This is a genomic window from Bartonella sp. AP40SXNS, assembly GCF_042195825.1.
Lineage (GTDB): Bacteria > Pseudomonadota > Alphaproteobacteria > Rhizobiales > Rhizobiaceae > Bartonella.
In genome coordinates, this window is record NZ_JBHIPB010000043.1 from 1 (window position 1) to 3326 (window position 3326).

Consider the following 3326-nt stretch of genomic DNA (forward strand, 5'->3'; position numbering starts at 1 on the left):
ATATCAATCAGCGGCACATCATTGCCGGCTTTCCCCACCGTGGGGCGGAAAACAGAGCCAACCCCATCAGCTGCTTTTATCCCTTGGCTCTCTTGTGCAACAGGACTTCGCGCTCCAAGCGCTTGTGCTTGCAACAACAAAGGCTGAAAAGCTAAGCAAAAACTTAAAACAAGTGAAAGCCCTTTATGGATCCCTCGCTGCAAAACACAAAGAACGCGCTGCCATAGCTTGTATCCATATCCCAATCTATGCTTTTGATCTTTCAATCCCCGCATCTTCAGCTCCTCATAAAATTCTTTATCTCTTTAAAAAAAACAACCCATATGGGTATAAACAGCGCAGCGATATTTTTACCGCCCATTTGCTCTAAAATCTTAATAATGCCCGCACTTGAAATAACCCTGTCGCATTCCCCTTTTCTCGCACTGTCGATTGGGTTAAAATATTCGAATAAGACACATCAATATCCGTAATGTCTCCGGTTGCATGGAAACCAAGAGTTGCCCCAACGAGGCTCCCGCCAAAACTGTTTTTGTTTGCATCATTGGCTACGGCCCCCAGATCAAGCGCCATATAAGGGGCAAATTGGCTCATAAATTTACGCCCCATTCTCGAAGAAAAACCTGGCAACAACAGCGACAATTCATTGCGCCAAAACGCCCCATTATTGCCGTAATAAATCGCCTCACGCACCCCACGCACAGAGGAACTACCACCAAGCGATATTTGCTCTGAACTAAACAACGTGTCGGGTGATAATTGTCCTGAAAACAGCGTGTTATAGCGAAAGTTATACTGTTTGAGCGAAAAAGAACGCACGTAGCCTAGGGAAAAAGACAATTTGGAAAATTGCCCTTTGGGTGAATTTTTTGTTACATTCTCTTGCTCTTTATCGTCATAAGCGCCAAGAATTGCCAACCCTTTATGAAACCCTATATGCGCGCTTAATTCTCCTCCAAGCCACTTGCGCGAATGATCAAGCTCAAAGGTTGCAATAGCTAGTTTACGGCTGGAAACATCAACCCGACTGCCCATAATAAAATTATCAGAATATTTCCATGTCAACCGTCCTGTAACCCAGGTCTTTCCCTCTTGATCACGGTCGATAACCCGTGAAATCCACGGTGTAAGCGATAAAGACTTACCCGCTGTCATAATATCGGAAAATATTCCCTTAACACTCGAATGATATTGGCTCCACGTCCCATCAAAACCAGTTGTCCAATAGCCATAGGGTAGAGAAAATGATCCTGTTAGAGTATCACTATTGGGACGCTTGTGAGAAAAATGATACGGACTACCATCCATAGAACGCTGATAGCTAAACGACCATTGATCATTGATCCCCAACAGATCATCAAAAGAAAGGCTCAAGCGCGTTTGATAAATTCCTGTTGCTTTAGCACCAAGATTATCGCTGGAAAGCGTAATAAGCCAAGGTTTCTGTTTTTCAATATGAACATCGAGTATCGAACCACCCGAATTGCCACCAGCACCAAGATTAATGGTGGCTTGGCGTGAGAAAAGCCGATTGATTTGATCAAGCCCTTGCTCTATCTGGCGCAGATTGGTCGGTTTTCCAATAAGGTTTGGAAAAGCCGTGGTGATTTCTCCTTGAGATTTCATTCCAACTTTATGCCCATCAAGGGTAATATCTTCCATCACACCTTCAACAACAACAATCTTGAGATGACCGCCGCTTAAATCTTGCTCAGGCAAATAAGCCCGCACCGCAATATAGCCGCGCTTCATATAAAGCTTGGTCACCGCTTTGAGCACTTTGTTGATTTCGGCAATCCCCAAACACCGCCCTTCCCAAAGAGAAATGGCTTCATGAAGGTCGGTATGAGAAATCAACTGAGCACCAACAAATTCAATGCTTTTGATCAGCAAACAGGTTGTACTAGGCGAAGCACCATAGGCAGATGTGGTATCATCGTCTGGCAAAAATACCCCATGTGTTTCGTTTCTACGGTGTAATTGCTGAAAACGTTGTTGTTGCGTTTGTTGTCGTTGGATGCTCTCTGATTGATTAATCGCTTTCTCACGAATGTTTTGGGCAAAACTCGGCAACGAAAAAAGGCACAAAATAGCCGCAAAAACAAAAATGAAAAAAAATCTATGCATTCATTGTGCCCTCAAAATGAGCAACAAAATGACCCCCATCATCAGCGTCACAGAAAAAATCGCCAACCGCGTAACAATTTTTTAATTTTTTGATGAGAATAATACTTATAACATCTGAGAAAAAAGCATAGACTGTACTGTATACACCTGCTTTATTAGTTGTGCAAACCATATCATTTCCCCCGCTTTTGAAGATTTTACAATGACACTGTTAAATGACAATCATACACTCTAATATGCTTCTTAATTTTAAGGTGTTGCATGTAATATAATTTTGAGCTTCAAGTAAAGCCTCTTATTCATAGAATATACCAAATTTATTGGAACTGTTACATATTAGAGACAACAAAAAAACTATCCATTATTATCGCTTGATAAGAAAAATAGCATGACAATCGCTTATTTACTAAAATAAGAAAAAAAGAAAATGCGTAATGCCATAACTGATGAAGGATTAGCACATTTTAAAGCTGCTTATCCTAATGAAACTATCACTAAAGATGATTTGTTCTATTACGTCTATGGATTGTTACATTCGGAAGATTATCGTGCTCGTTATGCTGATAACCTCTCTAAAGAATTGCCTCGTCTTCCTTATATAAAAACTGCTAAGGATTTTGGAAATTTGTAACAGCAGGGCGTGAATTGGGTCATCTGCACGTGAATTATGAAGATGTAAAACCTTATCCTATGACCTTTAAAAAGGCTAATCCAAAATTAACTGATATTCCTAATTCCGAAAAGTTTTATTACGTGACTGAAATGGAATTCTCAAAAGCAGGTAAAGAGAAAGATAAATCAACTGTTATTTATAATAGCAATATCATCATGACAGATATCCCTAAGTAAGCTTATGAGTATATCGTCAATGGTAAACCCGCTCTTGAATGGGTTATGGGGCGTCAGTGTGTAAAGACTGATAAAAAGAGTGGTATTGTCAATGATGCCAACCGTTATGCTGTTGAAACCGTTGGCAACCCTGCCTACCCTCTAGAATTGTTTCAAAGGGTTACTACCGTAAGTTTAGAAACAATGAAAATCGTTAAGAACTTACCAAATTTGGTATTAAGAGAAACTGAATAACTTAAAAGCATGCTCACATAATGGGTATGTTAATCTCACAAGGGGTATAGAGCTTATAACCATAATCTATACCTCTTTTGTTAAGTTGATTAGATACAATCCTAATATGCGTTATT

At 40.1% G+C, this 3326-nt stretch carries 2 protein-coding genes and 1 pseudogene; 1 reads left to right on the top strand and 2 read right to left on the bottom strand.

The genetic code is table 11. The annotated features are described in order from the left end of the window. Together ACFILZ_RS09405 and ACFILZ_RS09410 are read right to left on the bottom strand one after the other, a co-directional pair. Positions 1–275 (bottom strand): hypothetical protein (locus ACFILZ_RS09405; protein ID WP_375611003.1); only part of this gene is annotated, 275 nt, incomplete at its 3' end. Between the two features lie 91 nt (positions 276–366). Beyond that, a complete protein-coding gene (locus ACFILZ_RS09410; protein WP_375611004.1) occupies positions 367–2127 on the bottom strand; it encodes a ShlB/FhaC/HecB family hemolysin secretion/activation protein in 1761 nt (586 codons plus the stop codon). Positions 2128–2557: 430 nt separating this feature from the next. Here ACFILZ_RS09410 and ACFILZ_RS09415 point away from each other — a divergent pair. Then, a pseudogene (locus ACFILZ_RS09415) lies at positions 2558–3210 on the top strand (type ISP restriction/modification enzyme); the annotation flags it as partial. Positions 3211–3326: the final 116 nt, after the last annotated feature.

Coding starts and splice junctions, on each gene's coding strand:
- ACFILZ_RS09410 (WP_375611004.1), bottom strand. CDS start 2,127: ATGCATAGATTTTTTTTCATTTTTGTTTTTGCGGCTATTTTGTGCCTT.